The 16795-nt window shown below is 45.0% G+C and carries 15 protein-coding genes; 10 read left to right on the top strand and 5 right to left on the bottom strand.

The window, feature by feature from the left end:
- Nucleotides 1-46 precede the first annotated feature (46 nt).
- Together AC0L6N_RS11460 and AC0L6N_RS11455 are read right to left on the bottom strand one after the other, a co-directional pair.
- A complete protein-coding gene (locus AC0L6N_RS11460) occupies nt 47-1339 on the bottom strand; it encodes an endo-1,4-beta-xylanase (protein WP_473474727.1) in 1293 nt (430 codons plus the stop codon).
- 74 nt (nt 1340-1413) lie between these two features.
- On the bottom strand, nt 1414-2313 hold the full coding sequence (locus tag AC0L6N_RS11455; RefSeq protein ID WP_473474726.1) for a LysR family transcriptional regulator: 900 nt from the start codon (nt 2311-2313) through the stop codon (nt 1414-1416).
- A gap of 162 nt (nt 2314-2475) precedes the next feature.
- Between AC0L6N_RS11455 and AC0L6N_RS11450 the strand changes: the two genes are divergently transcribed.
- Nucleotides 2476-2976, top strand: a complete 501-nt coding sequence (locus AC0L6N_RS11450) for a lactoylglutathione lyase family protein (protein WP_473474725.1) — start codon at nt 2476-2478, stop codon at nt 2974-2976.
- A 309-nt stretch (nt 2977-3285) separates the two neighbouring features.
- Nucleotides 3286-4236, top strand: coding sequence for a YiiX/YebB-like N1pC/P60 family cysteine hydrolase (locus AC0L6N_RS11445; protein ID WP_473474723.1), 951 nt, complete (start codon nt 3286-3288; stop codon nt 4234-4236).
- A 267-nt stretch (nt 4237-4503) separates the two neighbouring features.
- On the opposite strand, the gene AC0L6N_RS11440 is transcribed toward AC0L6N_RS11445, so the two are convergent.
- Complete coding sequence (locus AC0L6N_RS11440; RefSeq protein WP_473474722.1) at nt 4504-5388, bottom strand: LysR family transcriptional regulator; 885 nt, start codon at nt 5386-5388, stop codon at nt 4504-4506.
- 148 nt (nt 5389-5536) lie between these two features.
- On the opposite strand from AC0L6N_RS11440, the gene AC0L6N_RS11435 reads away from it, so the two are divergent.
- Nucleotides 5537-6211 (top strand): type 1 glutamine amidotransferase domain-containing protein, encoded by a 675-nt coding sequence (locus tag AC0L6N_RS11435; RefSeq protein ID WP_011575426.1) that lies wholly within the window; start codon nt 5537-5539, stop codon nt 6209-6211.
- 116 nt (nt 6212-6327) lie between these two features.
- Here the strand turns inward: AC0L6N_RS11435 and AC0L6N_RS11430 are convergent, their stop codons facing one another.
- Together AC0L6N_RS11430 and xthA are read right to left on the bottom strand one after the other, a co-directional pair.
- A complete protein-coding gene (locus AC0L6N_RS11430; protein WP_011575425.1) occupies nt 6328-6984 on the bottom strand; it encodes an energy-coupling factor ABC transporter permease in 657 nt (218 codons plus the stop codon).
- 14 nt (nt 6985-6998) lie between these two features.
- Nucleotides 6999-7808 (bottom strand): exodeoxyribonuclease III, encoded by an 810-nt coding sequence (xthA, locus tag AC0L6N_RS11425; RefSeq protein ID WP_473474721.1) that lies wholly within the window; start codon nt 7806-7808, stop codon nt 6999-7001.
- A gap of 303 nt (nt 7809-8111) precedes the next feature.
- Here xthA and AC0L6N_RS11420 point away from each other — a divergent pair, with 303 nt between their 5' ends.
- The 7 genes from AC0L6N_RS11420 (at nt 8112) to AC0L6N_RS11390 (ending at nt 16748) form a co-directional block, all read left to right on the top strand.
- Nucleotides 8112-8807, top strand: a complete 696-nt coding sequence (locus tag AC0L6N_RS11420; protein WP_011575423.1) for a GntR family transcriptional regulator — start codon at nt 8112-8114, stop codon at nt 8805-8807.
- Nucleotides 8804-9958, top strand: coding sequence for a mandelate racemase/muconate lactonizing enzyme family protein (locus tag AC0L6N_RS11415; protein WP_473474720.1), 1155 nt, complete (start codon nt 8804-8806; stop codon nt 9956-9958). The genes AC0L6N_RS11420 and AC0L6N_RS11415 overlap by 4 nt, the downstream gene beginning before the upstream one ends.
- Before the next feature lie 13 nt (nt 9959-9971).
- Nucleotides 9972-11372 (top strand): MFS transporter, encoded by a 1401-nt coding sequence (locus tag AC0L6N_RS11410; RefSeq protein WP_473474719.1) that lies wholly within the window; start codon nt 9972-9974, stop codon nt 11370-11372.
- Nucleotides 11369-12373 (top strand): PfkB family carbohydrate kinase, encoded by a 1005-nt coding sequence (locus tag AC0L6N_RS11405; protein ID WP_473474718.1) that lies wholly within the window; start codon nt 11369-11371, stop codon nt 12371-12373. Before AC0L6N_RS11410 ends, AC0L6N_RS11405 begins: the two co-directional genes overlap by 4 nt.
- Nucleotides 12374-12473: 100 nt before the next feature.
- The gene (locus tag AC0L6N_RS11400) at nt 12474-13160 is read left to right on the top strand and encodes a bifunctional 4-hydroxy-2-oxoglutarate aldolase/2-dehydro-3-deoxy-phosphogluconate aldolase (protein WP_473474717.1); all 687 of its coding nucleotides are present in this window, start codon (nt 12474-12476) and stop codon (nt 13158-13160) included.
- Entirely contained in the window at nt 13157-15505 is a 2349-nt protein-coding gene (locus AC0L6N_RS11395) for a beta-galactosidase (protein ID WP_473474716.1), read from the top strand. Before AC0L6N_RS11400 ends, AC0L6N_RS11395 begins: the two co-directional genes overlap by 4 nt.
- Complete coding sequence (locus tag AC0L6N_RS11390) at nt 15489-16748, top strand: SMP-30/gluconolactonase/LRE family protein (protein WP_473474715.1); 1260 nt, start codon at nt 15489-15491, stop codon at nt 16746-16748. The genes AC0L6N_RS11395 and AC0L6N_RS11390 overlap by 17 nt, the downstream gene beginning before the upstream one ends.
- Nucleotides 16749-16795: the final 47 nt, after the last annotated feature.

Below are 16795 nucleotides of genomic sequence, written 5' to 3'. Positions count from 1 at the left end.
TACGGCGATATGTGAGGCGGGCACTTATTAATGCGGATTAACGGTATTAGTCAATAGTTAGTGTCATGACAGCACGATAGGCGGGCTTAATTTCACTGTTTCGATCAAACAGTAATGGGTAATCGGTGCGCCCGCGCATTGGCCAGTTGTTACGCCAACTGTGGGCATCATTCACGCCCCAAAACGTAACGCGTGTTAGCGTGTCTTGGTGCGTTAGAAATACCGAAAATATCTCCTTGTATCGAGCACTTAATGCGTCCTGCTGTGCTTCTGGTAACCCATCAGTATAGGGATTTAAGGCTTTGTTCAAGGCTAAATCTTGGCTGATATCTGCCCCTTGTTCAGCTTCACTGGGAAAAGGTAATACGGATACATCTAACTCGGTGATCATGGATTCAATCCCCAAGGAAGCAAACAGCGTTAACGCATCGTCTAGTTCATTTAAGGCAGGGTGCGTTAACGAGTAGTGGCCTTGTAAGCCGACACCGTGAACAGGGATCCCTTTGTCTTGTAATGACTTGATTAGTTTTGCTGCACCGGCACTTTTTTCTGGTTTATATAAGTTGTAATCGTTGTAATACAATTTAGCATCTGGGTCTGCAGCGTGGGCATAGGTAAAGGCTTTTTCAATGAAGTCATCGCCAATAATCTGCCGCCACTTAGAATCCCGCAGGCTACCATCTTCATTGAGCGCTTCATTGACCACATCCCAGCCTTTGATTTTGCCTTTGTAGCGACTCACAACGGTGTGAATGTGCTCTTTCATGCGAGCTAACAACGCCTCTCTCGTTACCGGCTCACCTTGTGCGTCTTCAAATACCCAATCCGGTGTTTGGCTGTGCCAAACCAACGTGTGCCCTATGATGAACATATTATTGGCTAAGCCGAAATCTACGTACTCATCGGACAGAGAGAAGTCATAGGCATCAGGCTTTGGATGAATGCGCTCCCACTTTAATTCGTTTTCAGGGGTAATCGTATTAAATTGGGTGATGATTAAGGCGTCCGTGTCTTGTTCGGTGCGTTTAGCTTGCTGTGCGTTAATAGCACTGCCGACTAAAAACTGCTTACTGAAATGGGATTTCAGACTTTTTGTTTGGCTCACAGCCTCGTTTTTAGGATTCACTGCCTCATTTTTAAGGCTCACTGCCTCAATTTTAAGGCTCAAGGCTGAGTCATTTGAGCGCACGGCTGTAGCTGCTTGGCTTACAGTGGATGTCGCCGCTAACGCGAGTGCCAACAAGCAAGGTTTTATCGTTAGCATATTGGGTTTCAGCAGGTTTAACTTGAGTATCAATTCTTTCCTCAAACGCCCTCTTAGCATGAACTTTCTTAACATAACGGTTCCTGTTATTAATTTGTTAATTTGAACATGATGCCGCTAGGCGAGCATTCTGACGATTATGTTTTTTGCTATACATCAGGCGTTATTTGTTGCTTAGGCTTAAGCAATAACTTTATTTGCTGTGCGATAAAGCGCGCCCGTTTACTTTGCACAACATGAGTATGACGGCATAAGTACAATGTCTCGTTCACGGGGGTTTTAAGGTTGTGAATACGTATACGTTCTTGAGCGTGAAAAGCCCGTGCAGCATGCAGGGGTAACACGCTGAAGCCAAACCCGCGGCTGACAGGTTCGAGTATTAAACTTATTTGGTTTGAAAAGCCCTTCTCTTGAAATTGAGACGGGTGCTCGAACTGGCTAAAATTGGGTTGTAACAGTGCTTGGCAATGTTGATGGCCGTCGGGATGGCCAATATAGCCTAAGCGCTGTAGTGTCTGCCAAGTGAGGGTTTCTATCTCATTTGAGGTGACTAAAACCAGTGCTTCTTGGGCTATTGCTTCGGTGATTACGTCAGCTGAGGTGCTAGGTTGTGTCATCACACCCAAATCAAATAGGCGTAGCCCTATATCCCGCTCGATGCTTTTATTCGGTGAGAAAGCGTGGCTAATGTGCAGGGCGGGATGTAGAGCCTGAATATCTAATAAAAAAGGGTAAACGGTCAGTCCCACACTGCCAGGTGTGGCAATACGCACTTGTCCAACAAAGGGTTCGTCTTGCTTCACGTTTTGTTCAAGTAGCACCGCCGCTTGCAATAATTTAAGCCCATCCGCATGCAGTCGCATGCCTGCATCAGTTAACGTAAATGACTTGCCCTCGCGGATCAGTAGTGCAGTGGCCAATTGTTCTTCCAGTTTTCTAATTTGTTGGCTTACCCCTGACTGCGTCATAAATAACGTCTCTGCCGTTTTTGTGAAGTGCCCAATATCCGCAAGAGTACAAAAGGTCTTTAACCAAACAGGATTTATCATTACAAAATATACTTATTTTAATTTTAAATCATAATTTTTCATACTTTAACATGGGGGGTACAGTAGCGTCACTTGATTGATAAGCCATCAATTAAAACGCGGCGAGTAAGTATTATTGCTTCGCGCCGGATTGTATTAACATCATCTCCTAGGAGTAATACTATGACGACCCCATATCCACGTACCTTCTCTCACATTGGTATTTCGGTGCCAGATGTTGAAAAAGCAGTAGCGTTTTACACCCAAGTTCTTGGTTGGTACTTAATTATGAAACCCACTGTTATCGTTGAAGATGACAGTCCGATAGGTGAAATGTGTACTGATGTATTCGGTGCCAACTGGAAGAAATTTAAAATCGCGCATTTGTCCACGGGTGACAGAATCGGCGTTGAAATCTTTGAGTTTGCGAATCAGCAAGATCCAGCAGACAACTTTGAATATTGGAAAACCGGCGTGTTCCATTTCTGCGTTCAAGATCCAAATCTTGAAGAGTTAGCAGAAGCCATTGTCGCAGCAGGTGGTAAAAAGCGCATGGAAAAGCCGCGTTATTACTACCCAGGTGAGAAGCCTTATCGCATGATCTACATGGAAGACCCGTTCGGCAATATCTTAGAGATCTACAGTCACAGCTACGAATTAACCTACTCGGCCGGCGCATACTAACAGTGGTCAAATTAAGCAGGCACCGACTAACGCGGGTGCCTGCTTAATGGAATAAGTCTTAACATAATCTGCCAGCTCTGATTTACAAGACTCAATCAAATCTAACAGTCTCATATGTGCCAAAATCGGACCTTCAAGCGCAACTCGTTTCTGCCCCAAAATGAGTTAACGTAATTACTCTTTAGTTCGCTCACAACAGTAATGAAATGATTAGTTCAATAAAAAAATAAAGCTTTTCCATTACAATAGTGACTGTTTGATTAAAAAATCGATACACTAAAATTTATCAAGATGGACAACGAGGCTGATTTGAAAAATATATTCGAAGCTATAAAAATGGAAGCAAGGGCTGGTGTAATACGAGACTTTGGGTCTCCTGAAGCAAGAAAAAAGTTGCTTGATGACACTGCTAGATTACCTAATGAACAGTTAGATATGATGGCTGCACTCTCTGGGATCAGGGAAGAGCATGTCAGTATTTTTAAAAAGCAGTTAAAAGGTGAAGAAAATAGCTTTACTAAAAAATTAAATGGTTTTGAGCATGAGCTTAAGACAGGCGACATAATCTTGATGGCAGGAACATCAATCAAGTCCCAAATATTAGCTAAATCTCAAAAATCCGTTTATCTAAGGGCTAAATCTAGTCACGTTGCGATAGTTCACGCAGATTTTATATGCGTAGATGCAATGCCCGATATAGGTGTAACTTGCCGAATTATTTCTGATGTCTTGACTGACGTAGAAAATGATTGGCGAGTGATCAGGTTTAACAATTTAAAAAATAATGGTTACGAAAGTCTACTAAAAGCCTGTAGTTATTATATGAATCAGCCCTACAAAATTAGACCTTCAAAAAAGCCAGCGAAGAAATTTTCATATTGTTCTGAGCTAGTGAGGAAAGTCTACACTGACAGCAAGATCATAGAAACGGGGATCCCCGCTAACATTATTATCAAGCCTTGTGATTTCGATAGGTTGGCAGATCACAATAGTAATTGGAGTGATGTGACTCAACAAGTAAAACCATTTATTGAATTCTGTCAAGAATATGATGATATTATTAGAATGATTTCAAATACATTTATTCAAGGATTAGAACTTAATAGGCATAGATTTGAAGATAGAAAGAAATGGCGTCAACAAATAAAAATGAAATTAAAAAGTGGAACCCTTTCTCCTGATAAAGCAACTGCTCTATTAAATGATATAGATTCCTTGGAAGGTAATTTAAACCATCAATTCTGGGATATTAAAAAATAGAGAAGACCGTTGCTTGTCTATGGGGGGTAATTTACAACATAGCTAACTCACTTATGTCCAAAAACGTGTTTGAGCGAACGTCCGCTCCTCGCTCATAGCTGTCCGTCAGATGAAGTCCAAACCTATTCACCAAAACTGTCAGATCAGATATGAGCTGCTACAGCGTAATGTGGGTATAAATCCCTCTTGGAATGTTCCTCGTAGAGTTTTCTCATGGAGTGCTCTTATGGAATGTTCTCTTAGCGCGTTATGCACTTCCAAGAGGGATTATTCCTGCCAGTGCTCGAATTTTTCTAGTAAGAAGTTGATCGCAAGACGTGCCTTTGCAGGCAAAAAGTTCCGGTTTGCGTACACAATCCAAGTGGCTATTTCGCGATTCCAGAAAGGCGCTAATATAGGAACCACCGAGCCACCTTTCAGTGCATCACCAAAACTTGAGCGTGGCAGGTAGGCGATGCCCAAGCCTCTTTCACATGCGAGTACCACACTGCGCACGCTGTTAGAGCGCCATCTTGCATCTAGTTTTACTTCAAGTGGTTTACCCTGATTGTCGAAAAACCAAGTTGAATTATTGGTCATTAAGCATTGATGCGAAGTAAGATCTTTGGGGTGTGCGGGTGTGCCGTTAACCTCGAGATAGTGCTTACTGGCGGCTGCCACTAATGAGCGATTGGTCAGTTTGCGGGCAATCAAGCTAGAGTCTTTCATGGGACCATAGCGAATGGAGAAATCAAACGCGTCATCAACAAAATTGACCATTTGCGAATTAAAATCCATTTCAATGGTGAGTTTAGGGTGCAATTGGCCAAATTCAATCAGTAATGGGGCAATGTGTTGCTCCGCAAATTCGCCCGCCGCAGAGACTTTCAGCACACCACTTAACTCAACTTGTTTGTCTAATACGGTTTCGTTGGCTTCTTGTAGGCCATACACCAATTCTTGGCAACGAGCAAAATACGCCTGACCGGCATCAGTCAAGCGCACCGTTCGAGTACTACGCGCCAGTAAACTTACCCCAAGCTCTTTTTCTAAGGCCGCCACTTTGCGACTGATGTGTGACACATTCACGCCCAACTTGCGTGCGGCGGCTGAAAAACCGTGGGTTTCAGCCACAGCTACAAATTCGATGATCCCATTGAAGCTTATATTCATATAACCCTGACAAAGATACATTGTAAATAAATCATTATTGCATATTTGCAATAATGATTTGTCAATTATCGGGATTATCAAACATATGCCAAAGGGCTACACTCTTTTCATCGTAAAAACTAATTCATTACAACGCTAGGAGTTACCAATGAAAAATGTACTTATTATTTTGACTAACCATGCCACGCTAGGAACCACCGATGAAGCTAACGGCACATTTTCTCCTGAGCTAACCCATGCATTACATGCCTTTCTTGAAGCCGGATATCGCTATGATTTAGTGTCGATTAAAGGCGGTGAAGCCCCTGTTTACGGTGTAGACATGGAAGATGACAAAATTAACAGCGATGTGTTCAAAAGCGAAGATTTAGCTAGCAAGTTAAGCAATACCAAAAAAGCCAGTGACGTAAACCCAGCTGATTACGACGCGGTATTCTATCCTGGTGGCTTCGGTCTACTGTCTGATTTAGCAGATGATGAAAATGTGGCAAAGTTAACCGCCTCTATCTTTGAAGCGGGTGCAGTTGTAGGCGCAGTCTGTCACGGCCCAGCAGGGTTACTGCCGATTAAATTGTCTAACGGCAAATACCTAATAGAAGACATCATGGTTACAGGCTTCACCCGTGAAGAAGAAGTTGAGTATGACACCATCAATAAAATCCCTTTCTTGCTAGAAGAGGCGCTAACACGACGCGCTGGACAGTACGCTAAAATCGCTCCATGGGGTGAATACGTGGTTAAGCAAGACCGCGTGATCACGGGGCAAAACCCAGCATCAGCCGGTGCTGTTGGCAAAGCCATGGTAGAGCGTTTAGGGCAGTAAAAATAACGCTTTGGTTAAAATGTACGTTCCTAAAAAAAGCGCCACTGCATTATTATGTAGTGGCGCTTTTTTATCTGACTCTGTGTTGCCCAAAAGTAACTTGCCAAGGCAAGGGGCTATTTATTATGAATATAGAATTTTTCGTAAAATGTATAGGCCCAATGGGGTTTGTAAATAACCATTAGCGTCATGGTCATACCGTTTAACATCCCCTCAGGAAACAAGAGCAGCCAAATCAGTACTAAGTAATTATCATGAATGGTGTGCCAATCATATTGCCCATCGAGATAAAAATACCCGCCTAATAAGTACATTTTAAATGCCATCATTAATGCGCCTGGTAAAAATGCACATAGAAAAATGTACACGAACACATGACGGGATAATTTGTGGAACACAAAGCTATAAATCAAATAACTCATGCCTAACGGAGCAAGTACGCCAAGCAGGCCATTTACCCCAAACATGCGCCAGCTTTCTTCGCCGACTAGGGTAACGCCGAGCAAGGCTAAAAACGAACTGACCACTGCCCAACGAAAACCAAGCACTAACATCAATGCGGTCAACCATAAAAAATGCACCTGAAGGCCAGGATAGATACCCGTTTGAAATATCCACAGAAAAAATACACTGGCGGCACAACCGAAAACCAAGTGCTGGATCTTCTTGTCTTTAACTAAACTGCTCAAAGGCAAAAAACGCACAACGGCCATTAAACAGACTGCATATCCCACCCATGCGAGGTACTGGATATTGGTGGTATAATCTAGCACTCTTTATTCCTCACCTAAGCTTTGAACTCAGCCCAAATTGGCGCATGATCAGACGGCTTCTCGATACCACGTAATTCATAATCTATCCCCGCATCTGTTAGCGATTCGTGTAATTTCTTGGTGGCAAGAATAAGGTCAATACGTAACCCCCGATTGTCTAAAAAGCCTTTAGAACGATAATCAAACCAGCTGAAGTGCTCATTTGTTTCTGGGTTTAAAGTACGAAAGCCGTCGGTAAAGCCCCAGTCAATCAAGTCGTTTAGCCAAACACGCTCTTCAGGTAAGAAGCTGCATTTGCCGGTTTGCAACCAACGCTTGCGATTTGGCTCACCGATACCAATGTCTAAATCTGTGTGTGAAATATTCACATCGCCCATTACGATGACGTTGTCGTCAGGCGTGTGATGAGTATTTAAATAAGTTGATAAATCTTCGTAGTACTTGCGCTTGGCAGGAAATTTGGTTTCGTGTGAACGGTTTTCACCTTGGGGGAAGTAACCGTTTAGCACGCGTACGCTTTCACCGTTAGGCATAGGGTAGCTGACCATGATCATACGACGCTGAGCATCTTCGTCATCAGTGGGAAAGCCGTATTGCACATCTGTCGGCTCTTTTTTGCAAAGCATCGCCACACCGTAGTGGGCTTTCTGACCGTGAAAATAGACCTTGTAGCCCATCGCTTCTACGTCTGCTACTGGAAACATATCGTTGTGCACTTTGATTTCTTGTAAGCCGATAATATCAGGCTGGTGTTTGTCGATTAATGCCTGAAGTTGATGAAGGCGGGCACGTATACCATTGATGTTAAAAGAAATTATTTTCATAAGAAGTCAATTATTCATATCACTAAAACGGCCCTTATCTTATCAGACCCTAGTGCGCCTATTCCATTAATTAATCCCTTTAAAACGGACTATTAGTGTTTCCCATCCCTTCATGAACCGTCTTATCTACCATGCAGATTAATTTATTTTCCTTCTTCCTCTGTACTATTATTGTTAATGAAATTAAAGTTAATTGTTGACAATGTAATGAAATTTGTAGAATGTGTAATCACGATAAAGAAAAGTGAGTTAGAGATATTCGCAACCGCTTTTCCTGAATTTTATGTGTAATTTGGATTTTCCATGAACGAACAAGCACCTGAATTAAACCTTGGTATGCGCATTTTATTGCAAGGTGAACAGAGTATTTACAATCGAATATTGGCTGACATAGCCATGGGAAAACTCGTCAGTGGCGACCGATTAGTCACCACGCAGCTAGCAAGTTGTTACAACACCAGCATAAACCCTGTGCGCGAGGCACTTAAGCAACTTGAAGGAGAGGGGTTTGTCACGTCTCAGAAAAACAGTGGCGCCAGAGTGGCAGCATTTGAATACGCCACCATGCGTGAAGTGTTTGAAATATTGCAATTGCTAGAACCGTATTTTTTGTCTTGGTATGCCAACCATTGTTCACAAGAAAGCCTAACTCGATTAGCAGAGATACAAGCACAGCTTAAAACGCTTGCTGTTACAGACTCAGCGGGCCTGCGTGATCTTGATACTGCATTTCATTGGGAGATGTACCGTCATCACTATAACGCCAGTGCACTGCGTTTATGGAAAAACAAAAAGCTTATTTTACAAGCCTTGCATGGTGATTTACCTGTCTGTCAAGAGCGCTTTAACGCCACGTTAAAAGAGCACGATCATATTTTATATTTACTCAACGCACGAGACGATGAATCAGCCGTGCGTGCCTTAACCAAGCATGTGATCAGTGGCGGCGAGTATTGGTCAAGCGTGATCACCGAGCAGCTAAGCGAGTTATCAGCATGAAAATTACCAATATTAAAACTTACGGTTTTTGGCTGGGCTTTCGCAATGTTTGTTTAGTGAAAGTTGAAACCGATCAAGGTATTTATGGCTGGGGAGAATCCGGTTTATCAGGGCGCGAACAAGCCGTCATCGGGGCGATAGAGCACTTTAAACATTTCTTGATTGGCCAATCTGCTCTGAATATAAATGCCCTGTGGCAAGAGATGTACCGTAGCCAGTATTTTGAAGGGGGCAGAGTGTTAGCGGCGGCAATATCTGCTATCGATATTGCTTTACATGACGTTTGTGGAAAGTACCTTAATGTACCTGTTTATCAATTGCTAGGGGGCAAGCAACGTCAGCGAATACCGTTATTTGTCACCTCTACGTTGGACTTTGGCGATGGTTTTATTGAGCACGTTAGCCAGCTTAAGGCTCAAGGCTGGCAGGCTATTCGTGCTACTACAGGGGAGCATGGCTCAGCGGGTAAAACCGAGGTTTTCGATGCACGTAAATCTATCGCCAAAGCGGCAACTTGGTTGAGTAAAGCCCGTGAGGTGTTGGGCAATGAAACCGTATTAGGTATTGATTATCACCACAGGTTAACCGTGGCTGAAACCGCGTCATTTTGTCAACGTATGCCCACGGGTACGTTAGATTTTATCGAAGAGCCTATTCGAGACCAATCTTTAATCAGCTATCAAAATTTACGGACCTTGGTAGATGTCCCCTTCGCCATTGGTGAAGAGTTCTCGAGCAAATGGGACTTTGCACCTTATGTAGACTCCGCCTTGACCAACTTTGCGCGTATCGATATTTGCAATGCGGGGGGCTTTAGTGAAGCCATGAAAATCGCCGCTATGTGCGAAACCCGCTACATAGATATGATGCCGCACAACCCCCTTAGTCCTATATGTACTGCCGCATCCGTGCATTATTGCGCTGCACTGGCCAATCTAAATTGGCTCGAAATTGCCCCTTACGACGGGGAGCTAGACATGTACGACGAGATTTTTAGCCATCGCCCTAAAGTATCAAGCAATACGTTTGAGGTCTGCGATCGACCAGGTTTGGGCATTGATGTGAACGAGTCGGCTATTCCTAAAGATGCATTCAAATTCTGGGAGCCACCGCGTTTAATCAAGCCTGACGGCTCATACACCAACTGGTAAGCGAGTAGATAACATGACAACGATACAACAGATGAAAAGCAATGCAGCTTCCAGGAAGAGCAAAAGTAAATTTGGCGTATTAGCGCTGATTTTCTTAAGTGTGGTGATCAACTATATGGATCGCACCAATATATCCGTTGCCGCCCAAGCGATCTCTGACGATTTAGAGCTCACCAAGGTGCAAATGGGGATCATCTTCTCAGCATTCGCGTGGACGTACTCCATCATGCAAATTCCCGGCGGCATGTTAGTCGATTCTGTGCGTATTCGTATTTTGTATCCGGTGATTTTAGTCGCTTGGTCAGCGGCGACCATAGTACAAGGTTTGCTAAGTAGCTTTTCAGCTATTGTTGGTTGTCGAATGGCGATAGGCTTTTTTGAAGCACCTTCTTATCCCGCGAACAATAAAATAGTGACGCAGTGGTTTGCTGAGCAAGAAAGAGCAGGGGCGATTGCCGTCTATACCTCAGGCCAATTTATAGGTTTGGCGTTCTTAATGCCGGTACTTGCCATTATTCAACAGTGGTTTGGCTGGCGAGGCTTGTTTTTTATCTCCGGTGGTATAGGTATTTTATGGGCTGGCGTGTGGTATTTACTGTACCGGGATCCTGCGCCAGAGCACGATGACGAAGAAAACATCAACAGCCAAGAGGCAATAAAAGCGCATACTCAGGCGCAAGCAGCTAAGGCCCCAATCAGATCACAAGCGCAGGCATCAGCAAGCTGGAGCAACCTTAAAATCGCTTTTTCCAGTCGTAAACTATGGGGCATCTATATAGGTCAGTTCTGCTTAGGGGGCACGCTCATTTTCTTTTTAACTTGGTTTCCGACCTATTTGGCTGAGTATCGCGGGTTAAGTGAATTAAACACTGGCTTTGTGGCATCGATCCCATTTTTAGCGGCGTTTTGTGGCGTTCTGCTTTCGGGGTTTGTATCTGATTGGTTAGTGCGAAAAGGCGTATCGAACGAAGTCGCCCGCAAAACCCCAATTATCTTAGGCTTACTGCTATCCAGCTCGGTTATTTTTGCCAACTACGTTGAGAGCACCCAGTGGGTCACGTTCTTCTTGTCGGTCACGTTTTTTGGTAACGGCTTAGCATCCATTAATTGGGTGTTTGTCTCGCTCATCGCGCCGAAACATATGGTCGGCCTAGTGGGCGGTTGCTTTAACTTTATCGGCGGCTTGTCTGCTGTCACTGTTCCTATTGCGATAGGTTACCTAGCCAAAGACGGTGACTTCAGGCCGGCCTTGGTATTGGTCGCATGTCTCGCCTTGATTGGCTTGTGCTCCTACATCTTCTTAGTGGGTAAAGTCGAGCAAATTCAAGTGCCAAATACAGATGAGAACGATGAAATATTGCCAGCTGCGCAAGCGGTAAGCCCACAATCCACCTCATCAGGAGGCGCGCAATGAGCTTGGTATTTTTTGGAGAACTCATGCTGCGACTTACCCCTTCCCAGCCGCAACAGCAACTTATTGTCGCCAAAGAGCTTAGCGTTGATTTCGCTGGTGCGGAAAGTAACGTGGCCAGCTCGTTGGCCCGATTAGGCAACCAGTGTGAATTTGTGACGAAATTGCCTGATAACGCATTAGCCGATCATGCAATAGCCTCGCTGCACCAATATGGTATTGGCACTAAACATACCTTGCGCGGTGGCGAACGTATCGGCACTTATTTTATTGAATTAGGCAGTTCAATTAGACCTTCAAGAGTGGTTTACGACAGAGCCTATTCTGCCATATCGCAGATAAACCATAACGAATTTGATTGGTCAGCCATTTTCAGTGACCAAACCCATTTTCACCTAAGTGGTATTTTACCTGCGTTATCAAAGCAGTGCGCTGTAGAAAGTATAAAAGCCGCGACCATTGCAAGAAAAATGGGCTTAACGGTGAGTTTTGATTTGAATTATCGCCGTAGCTTATGGCAAGACAGCAGCCTAGCTAGAGACTACTTTAGTCAAATTCTCACCCAGAGCACATTGGCTTTTGGTAATGCGGGCGTGATGCAGGATGTATTCGATTTCGTGCCCAAATCAAACGACAGTGCAGCAGGTGCCCAAGAGATCGGAGTTTACCTGTTTGAGCAATTCGGTGTCGATGCCGCCATTACCCAACGTATTCACCACAGCGCTAATCAAAACGCTCTGCGCGGCTTTTACCTACGTGGCGCTGATGTGACTGCCTCAACAGATATCACAGTGGATATTCTCGACCGGTTAGGTACGGGGGACGCATTCGCTGCAGGCATACTCCATGGCGTACAGCAACACTGGGAAACAGACAAAACTGTACAGTTTGCTAACGCCGCATTTGCCCTGGCACATACCTGTTATGGGGATCAAAATTGGTTAAGTGAAGCTGAAATTATGGCTGTGGCTAATGGCAATATGTCGGGTCACATTATTCGCTGATACCTAGATTACGTGTCCAATTTAGCGAAATATGCTTTATAAGCGCGGAATAAGCCAGAAACGCGCGTAGTAAATACAATTAACGTAAGTGAGAACGAACATGTCGAGTCCCCACGAGAGCCAATTAAATTCCATTATCCGAGAAGATATCCGCCAACGACTTATCACAGGAAAGCTCGTGGTCATCATCCGCGTTAAAGACCCTATGGATATTCCCCCAATTATCGCCTGTATGCATGATGCGGGTGCGGGGGCAGTCGAAATAACCAGCAATACACCAGAGTACCAAAACGCGATTACCCAAGCTCGGGCGCGTTACCCGAATATGTTGGTAGGGGCAGGGACCATCACCGATGTCGCTCTTGTGGATGAAGCCATAAAAGCGGGGGCGCAGTTCTTGGTCACGCCTAATACCAGTATTGAAGTGGTGCAACGCGCCCATAAACTAAATGTGCCTGTGGTCATGGGCGCGTTAACGCCCACTGATGTGGTGAATGCCACGCAAGCTAAGGCGGATATCGTCAAACTATTTCCTGCGGGGGCAATGGGTCCCGGATATTTGAAAGATTTGGCCAAGGGACCCTTCTTAGACACGATTTTCTTTCCTGTAGGGGGCATTAATGAGCATAACTTTGAAACCTGGATGCAAAGCGGCGCTACGGGAATAGGCATAGGTGGTGCACTGGCATCGCCCGTTAAGAATGAAAAAGAGGCGCATGCACTTACCGCAAAGGTACGCGCCATAGTCGCAACTTTAGAAAACTACCCACTTGAGGCAGCACAATGAATACATCGCCAAAAAGCGCAGGCTTTATCCTTAGTGCTATCGCTCTGGCAGTCACCGCACTTGCAGGCTGCAACAACAACCAAGCTACAAACAACAGTGTGGCAACGCCAAGCGATGCCGCAACCAAACAAACACAGCAAAATATGTTGCCTTGGGATTTTGCAGGGGTGACAGACATGCAAGACGTAACACTCACAGCGGCGGATATGCACGTGGTTGATGTTGATGGTGAACAAAAACTGGCTATCGATTTACACGCCAAAGAGCATAAAAGCGCAGGCTTTAGTTTTATTCCTGATTCGCCTTGGGATTGGAGCCACGAAGGTCAATTCGCCTTTGCAATCGAAATTGAGAATCCTAGCCAATCTTCAACCCATCTGTATGTGTCAGTCAAAGACGCCACAGGGCAATCCCATAATCGTAGCTTTGCTGTACCTGGCCACTCCCAAGATACTTATTTTATGGCGCTAAACGACCCAGACCTGTCTATTGAAACCGGTATTCGCTCTAATCCTAATAATTGGCAAACTGAATTTACCCCAATGATTTGGCGCTATGGCACTAAGAAAATTGATTTGAGCCAAGTAAAAAGTATCGAATTCGATGTTCGAGGCGTGCCAGAAGACAAACACTTGATTGTGGATAACCCACGTCTTATCAAACCGCAGAAAATAGATCAAAACTATCTTGTGGGTTTAGTCGACGAGTTCGGTCAGAACGATAAACTTGAGTTCACCAATAAAATTGATACGGTGGAACAGCTACGGGCTCTCAATGCCAAAGAGCAAAATGCGTTCACCCACGACGTACCAAAAGGGCGATCGAAATTCAATGGCTGGGCTGATGGGCCAAAGCTCGCAGCAACAGGGTATTTTCGAACCGAAAAATATCAAGGGAAATGGACCTTAGTTGACCCACAAGGGTACCTGTTTTTCTCAAACGGTATCGCCAACGTGCGTATGTCTAATACCTCTACCATTACTGGGTATGACTTTGACAGTCAGTTTATTAAGCAGCGCGCCCAGGGCGACTTTACCCCAGAAGATTCCATTGGTTTAAATAGGGCACCAAAAGCAGCGTGGCCAAGTCGTCATGTGACCTCAGAACTACGTGCAAATATGTTCACATGGTTGCCAAGCGTTGATGAGCCATTAGCCGAACATTTTGGCTATCGACGAGAAGTGCACACTGGGGTAGTAGATAAAGGCGAAACGTACAGCTTTTATAGCGCTAATTTGGCGCGTAAATATGCCAGTAACGACCCCAAGGTGTTTATGTCTAAGTGGCGCGATACCACAGTAGACAGAATGCTCGATTGGGGGTTTACCTCCTTTGGCAACTGGATTGACCCGAGCTTTTATCAGCTTAATCGTGTCCCGTATTTTGCCAATGGTTGGATAATCGGTGATTACAAAACCGTGAGTAGCGGTAATGACTACTGGAGTCCATTGCCGGACCCATTCGATCCCGTTTTTAAACAACGGGCAATGGTGACTGCCAACAAGATTGCCCAAGAAGTACAAAACAACCCTTGGTGTGTGGGGGTGTTTATCGACAATGAGAAAAGTTGGGGACAAGAGGGCTCGATTGAAGGCCAGTATGGCATTGCTATTCACACCCTTGAAGTTGATGCCGAAGACAGCCCAACCAAAGCGCAATTCGTCACGTATTTAAAGAACAAGTACTCAGACATTGCCGAGCTAAACGGCAAATGGAGTACGCAAATTCGTACGTGGGATGATGTGGTCACTGGCATAACACTGACCAGATTTAACGACCCTATTATCGAAGACTTATCAGCCATGCTTAGCCTGTACGCCGAGAAATACTTTGCGGTAGTGCACGATGCTGTAGAGCAAGCCATGCCAAATCACATGTACATGGGAGCGCGTTTTGCAGATTGGGGCATGACGGACGAAATTCGCAACGCCGCGGCAAAATACGCTGACGTGGTTAGCTACAACTACTATAAAGAAGCCATAACCGACCAAGCTTGGGGCTTCTTAGCAAAAATCGACAAGCCGAGTATTATTGGCGAGTTTCACAATGGCGCACTCGACTCAGGGCTACTTAACCCCGGCCTTATACACGCTGCTTCTCAGGCGGATAGAGGCAAAAAGTATCAAGAATACATAACCAGCGTCATTGATAACCCGTATTTTGTCGGGGCGCATTGGTTTCAATATATTGACTCGCCTTTAACTGGCCGGGCATATGACGGTGAAAACTATAACGTAGGGTTTGTAAGTGTCACAGATACGCCGTACCAGCCATTAGTTGATGCCGCCAAAGCCGTGAACGCAAACATTTACACGAGGCGTTTTGGCGATGCACAGCCGAAGTAACCATAAAGTACAGGCGCTGGCGCTCAGCACGGCCATGATGATGACTCTGTGTGGTTGCTCAGCGTCGAAGTCCCTTGTTAATAACACTGAACGTAGCTTGGTCAACAACAAAAATGCGCACAATACCTTTGAAAATAAGGCACACAAAGCCTTTGAAAATAGCGCACAGAGTGCCTCACAGAGTGCGCCGGTACGCATGGGAGCCTATGAAATATTCGACCCGTCAGTACTGAGTATTTTAGATACAAGCGCCAAGATAAACACCCTAGCCACAGGTTTTGAATGGGTGGAAGGGCCAGTGTGGTGGGAAGAAGACCAAGCGCTTTTGTTTTCAGATATTCCCACTCACAAGGTTTATCGCTACAAAGATGGGCAGGGGGTAAGTGAATTTATCTCCCACAGTGGTTTTTCAAATGGTTTGCTTATCAACGCGCAAAATGAATTGGTCCTTATGCAGTCTCGCTCGCGTCAAATAGCTAAGTGGCGAGGCTCTTTAATTGCCTCAGGTGCTGAGCAAGCAGCGCCCCTAGCAAAGTCACATAACCTAAAGCAGCCAGCAAAGGCCCAGAAGCCACAGGAGCGCCAACAGACGTTTCCTGCTGATGAGTTCATTATTCTGACGCGTCACTATCAAGGTCAAGTGCTCAATAGCCCAAATGACGGTGTCTTTAAAACCCAGGGAAGCACAAAACACAGCACTGAGGGCAGTACAAAGTACAACACTAAAGACGGCGTGCAGGGCACGCTGTATTTCACCGATCCTCCCTATGGTTTGCCTAAGCAATTGGACGATCCGGCTAAAGAGCTGGACTTTCAAGGGGTATACGCCCTTAGCCCGAAAGGTGATTTGATTCTGCTAGACAAAACACTGGTTTACCCTAATGGCATTGCCTTGGCGCCAGATGAGAAAACCCTGTATGTGGCAGCCTCTAACCCTAAAAAACCGGCTTGGTACGCGTATTCAATAGATGATGAGGGCGGGGTGCATAACAGGAAATTGTTTCACCAAGCACCGGTGCAATCAGATGCCAGCCATGGTTTACCTGATGGCCTCAAAGTACACCGCAATGGAATTTTGTTCGCCACTGGGCCTAGCGGTATTTGGCTGTTTGATCCCCAAGGTACGTTGCTGGCAAAAGTGCACATGCCAAGTATTTCGGCCAATTTAGCCTTCAACGCAGATCAAACTCGTGTCTTTGTCACTGCGCACCATCAATTACTTAGTTTTAGTTTAAAACCTTAGGCTCTGCTCAGCCTTGTGTATCCGCACATACCCAAGGTTGAGCACCC

The sequence above is a fragment of the Paraglaciecola sp. G1-13 genome (assembly GCF_055809255.1).
This window is presented reverse-complemented; position numbering and strand designations above follow the sequence as displayed.

Excerpts from the sequence above, each read along its gene's own strand:
- AC0L6N_RS11460 (WP_473474727.1), bottom strand. The coding sequence starts at position 1,339 with ATGTTAAGAAAGTTCATGCTAAGAGGGCGTTTGAGGAAAGAATTGATA.
- AC0L6N_RS11455 (WP_473474726.1), bottom strand. The coding sequence starts at position 2,313 with ATGATAAATCCTGTTTGGTTAAAGACCTTTTGTACTCTTGCGGATATT.
- AC0L6N_RS11450 (WP_473474725.1), top strand. The coding sequence starts at position 2,476 with ATGACGACCCCATATCCACGTACCTTCTCTCACATTGGTATTTCGGTG.
- AC0L6N_RS11440 (WP_473474722.1), bottom strand. The coding sequence starts at position 5,388 with ATGAATATAAGCTTCAATGGGATCATCGAATTTGTAGCTGTGGCTGAA.
- AC0L6N_RS11435 (WP_011575426.1), top strand. The coding sequence starts at position 5,537 with ATGAAAAATGTACTTATTATTTTGACTAACCATGCCACGCTAGGAACC.
- xthA (WP_473474721.1), bottom strand. The coding sequence starts at position 7,808 with ATGAAAATAATTTCTTTTAACATCAATGGTATACGTGCCCGCCTTCAT.
- AC0L6N_RS11420 (WP_011575423.1), top strand. The coding sequence starts at position 8,112 with ATGAACGAACAAGCACCTGAATTAAACCTTGGTATGCGCATTTTATTG.
- AC0L6N_RS11415 (WP_473474720.1), top strand. The coding sequence starts at position 8,804 with ATGAAAATTACCAATATTAAAACTTACGGTTTTTGGCTGGGCTTTCGC.
- AC0L6N_RS11410 (WP_473474719.1), top strand. The coding sequence starts at position 9,972 with ATGACAACGATACAACAGATGAAAAGCAATGCAGCTTCCAGGAAGAGC.
- AC0L6N_RS11405 (WP_473474718.1), top strand. The coding sequence starts at position 11,369 with ATGAGCTTGGTATTTTTTGGAGAACTCATGCTGCGACTTACCCCTTCC.
- AC0L6N_RS11400 (WP_473474717.1), top strand. The coding sequence starts at position 12,474 with ATGTCGAGTCCCCACGAGAGCCAATTAAATTCCATTATCCGAGAAGAT.
- AC0L6N_RS11395 (WP_473474716.1), top strand. The coding sequence starts at position 13,157 with ATGAATACATCGCCAAAAAGCGCAGGCTTTATCCTTAGTGCTATCGCT.
- AC0L6N_RS11390 (WP_473474715.1), top strand. The coding sequence starts at position 15,489 with ATGCACAGCCGAAGTAACCATAAAGTACAGGCGCTGGCGCTCAGCACG.